The organism is Microcystis sp. LEGE 08355 (genome assembly GCF_015207185.1).
GTDB lineage: Bacteria > Cyanobacteriota > Cyanobacteriia > Cyanobacteriales > Microcystaceae > Microcystis > Microcystis panniformis.
In genome coordinates this window covers 1-3,373 of the sequence record NZ_JADEXI010000502.1, presented here as the reverse complement: position 1 = coordinate 3,373, position 3,373 = coordinate 1, and the positions used below count along the sequence as shown (strand labels likewise).

General features: G+C 45.2%; 3 protein-coding genes. 1 reads left to right on the top strand and 2 read right to left on the bottom strand.

What is annotated here, in order from left to right; all coding sequences use genetic code 11:
• Positions 1-359, top strand: a 359-nt coding sequence (locus IQ242_RS20050) for a transposase (protein WP_228021112.1), incomplete at its 5' end; no start/stop codon positions are given.
• 107 nt (positions 360-466) lie between these two features.
• Here the strand turns inward: IQ242_RS20050 and IQ242_RS20045 are convergent.
• Complete coding sequence (locus tag IQ242_RS20045) at positions 467-2,365, bottom strand: NAD(P)H-quinone oxidoreductase subunit F (protein ID WP_193961171.1); 1,899 nt, start codon at positions 2,363-2,365, stop codon at positions 467-469.
• A gap of 222 nt (positions 2,366-2,587) precedes the next feature.
• A complete protein-coding gene (locus tag IQ242_RS20040; RefSeq protein WP_193961170.1) occupies positions 2,588-3,271 on the bottom strand; it encodes a PHP domain-containing protein in 684 nt (227 codons plus the stop codon).
• Positions 3,272-3,373 lie beyond the last annotated feature (102 nt).

Sequence of the window (3,373 nt, the reverse complement as noted above, 5' to 3'; positions counted from 1 at the left end):
GACAATTAGCCTATAAATGCCGTTGGTACGGAAGAAATTACATCGAAATAGATAGATGGTTTCCTAGCTCTAAAAGATGTAGTAATTGCGGGTATATTGCTGAAAAAATGCCGTTAAATGTTCGAGAGTGGGACTGTCCAATCTGTGGGACACACCATGACCGAGATATTAACGCTAGTAAAAACATTTTGGCCGCAGGGCCTGCGGTGTCAGTCCGGGTTGCGACTATAAGACCAGAACAGAGTAAATCTGTTAAGGCAGGTGCGGAACCCCGCAAGGCTTCCGCCGTGAGCGTCAGCCGAACGGGAAAGAAGCAGAAACCGTTCGGCAAAAGCTCACGGCCGAAGCCTAAATCGTGAGGTTTGGGAATCGCCGTCCGTTTTACGGCGGCGAGGATGTCAAGTTCACCCCGCTGCTTTCCCTCCCTAGTCCGCGCCAAGAAGACTAGGGAGCGATACACAGAGGTTCAATGAGTCAAAAGGGATGACCAATAATCAGTTATCAGTGACCATTGACCGTTTAATAAGAGCCAGATTAATCCCCCTATTCCGAATAGAATAGTCAAGACATAAAACTGTGATTGACCGGAAACATTATACTTTAAGGCACTGCCGCTAAAAATCGTCGCTAAACTGACCAAATTAACCAGACCATCAATAATATAACGATCGAGCCAAGCGGTAATTTTTGACAGGCTGCCCACCGCTAAAACCACGGTAAACTGATAGATGCGATCGAGATAGAAGTCATAAGCGAACAAATCCTGCAAGAATCGCAGGATTAACCCGGTTGGTCTCGCCCAAGCTCGTCTTAACTCTACCATTGAGCCGATAACTAGGCCAATTACCCCAGAGGCCATCAGTAAGGGAAAACCCCAGACAATAGTAAAACTCTGGTTATTAACGAGAGGATTGGTGAAAGATAGCCAAAAATCCCAACGTAGGGGAATAATCGGGGCCAATAAAACGATTAAAATCAACGATACCATGGGCAAAGCCATCGGCCAGGCCACTTCCGGGGTGCGATGGGTTTTACTTTGGGTTTGTCCCAAAAAGACTAAACGAAATACCCTGGTGAGATTGACGATGCTAAGACAATTAACAAAGATTAAAACCGCTAATAACCACCAAGGAATCGCCCATTCACCACTTAACCACCGTTTTAACGTCCAAAACATCCCCAGGGGCATTAAAACCGTCATCCCCGCGGAACCCCCTAAAAAAGCCATGGTTGTAGCGGGCATTCTTGCCCAAATTCCTCCCATTTCCGTGATATTCTGGTTACTGGTGGTGAGAATTAATGCCCCTGCGCTCATAAACAATAAAGCTTTTGCGATCGCATGGGAGAATAAAATTAGTAAAGCGATATCCACATGACCTAATCCCACCGCAATAAAGACCAAACCGAGATAGGCACTGGTGGAGTGGCATAAAACCCGTTTAATATCAATTTGGGATAGGGCCATCAGAGAAGTACCGATTGCCGTCATTGTCCCCAACACTATTAAAACATTGGCAGCGATCGGAGATAGGGTAAACACCGGCTGCAGCTTAATTAAAACATAGGCCCCCGCCGAAACCACGATCGAATTCCGCATGATTCCAGCTGGATTTGGTCCCTCCATCGCCTCATCTAGCCACAAATTCAGGGGAAATTGGGCGCATTTACCCGTTGGACCAGCAATAAGGGCTAATCCTAACAAAGTCGCCGTCAGAGGTGGCACAGGGTTATTTACTGCCCAATTTTCTAACTGAGAAAAACTCAATCCTTCTCCGTAACTGGACAGAGCCACCAAACCCATCAATAAAATAATATCGCCGACGCGCTTGGTTAAAAAGGCATCTCGTGCCGCAGTTACTACCAAAGGTTGGGCATACCAAAAACCGACGAGGAGATAGGTAGAGACTGTTAACATCTCTAGGAAAGCGTAACTGAATAGTAGGGAGTCACTCAGGGCAATTCCCCCCAAAGCTGCCTCAAAAAAGCCCATTAAGCCATAAAATCTCGCCAAAGACCAATCCTTTTCCATGTAGCCAAGGGCATAGATTTGGGCCAAGAGACTGATGAGGGTAATCAGTTCCAGGGTCCCCAAACTAACGGGAGAAAGTTCGATCGAAAGGGATAAACTAAGATCGGCCACTTTTACCCATTCAAAAGTCAGTTTAATCGTCTCTCGATGCCAAATTTGATTAAAAGCGATCGATCCGTGTATTAATCCTAAGACGGTCATCAATAGGTTAATATAAGCGGCTGGCCGCGGACCGGTGCGACTAATAATGCCTAAAGACCAAGGCAAGGTTAAAATCGAACCAATTAAGCCATAAATGGGAATTAACCAGCAAGTGTCAAGGAATAAATCTTTCATTCGGGGGATTATTCAGTTATCAGTTATCAGTTATCAGTTATCAGGTTTAAGTTTTAAGTTATCAGGTTTAGGTTTTCAATTTTCAACAAATTTAGGCTCTTTCACTGGTTACTGGTTACTGATTACTGATCACTGATCAACGGCCATAAAAAACCAACACTCGATCGAGCAGGGAGCGAGTTTAGTCAATTTAGTTATTTTACAGTTAATCCCGGGATCAGGCTAAATGCGCTGTAATAAAGATTTACCGTGGGAATCGGTGCTACAGGTGGCGAATAATTGATATTGACGACTAAGAGCGAGAGCTTGTTCGGTTTCCCGTTGACTCGGTAGCCAGGGTTTGGGATTGCCGTAGGCATAAAAGGCCTCAATACCATCAATACCCAATTCTACCGCCGCCGCTACTAAATCGGCTGCGGGGCGATGGTAACGAAAGGGATGGGCGAGAACCACTAAGGCCCCCGCTTGCTGTAAACTGTTAATGACTCTAGAGGCCAAAGCTAGATCTCCTTCCGGTTTGGCTCTTTGCAGATAGGGAGTCAAAACGGTATGAGTAGGATCGAAACCATAGCCAAGAATATGCACTTCTGTCTCTAAGAGATTCGCCGTAATTTCTACCCCTGTCCAGAGATGGGGTAGAGAACCCCTTAAATGCTGATTTTCTAGCCAAATTTGGGCTTGTCGATAACCTTCGATCGAGTGATGATCAGTAATTGCTAATCCTTTTAGTCCGATATCTAACGCTTGTCTCATCAAGTCTTGGGGACTCATTTGACCATCGGAACAATGGGTATGAAGATGAAAATTGTAATGGTAGGGACAACTATCATAGCCGACATTTGCCCACACCGCTTTCAGGGCGAGGGTATCTTGAGCTAGGGGTGGAATTGTAGCAGAAACGACCATGCAGTATTGAGGAACTTTCCCAAAGATTACAAATTGTTAACGATCAGCATAGCAAATACCAAAAAAAATTGGGTAGCTGCTGTTACCACTAATACTAAATCC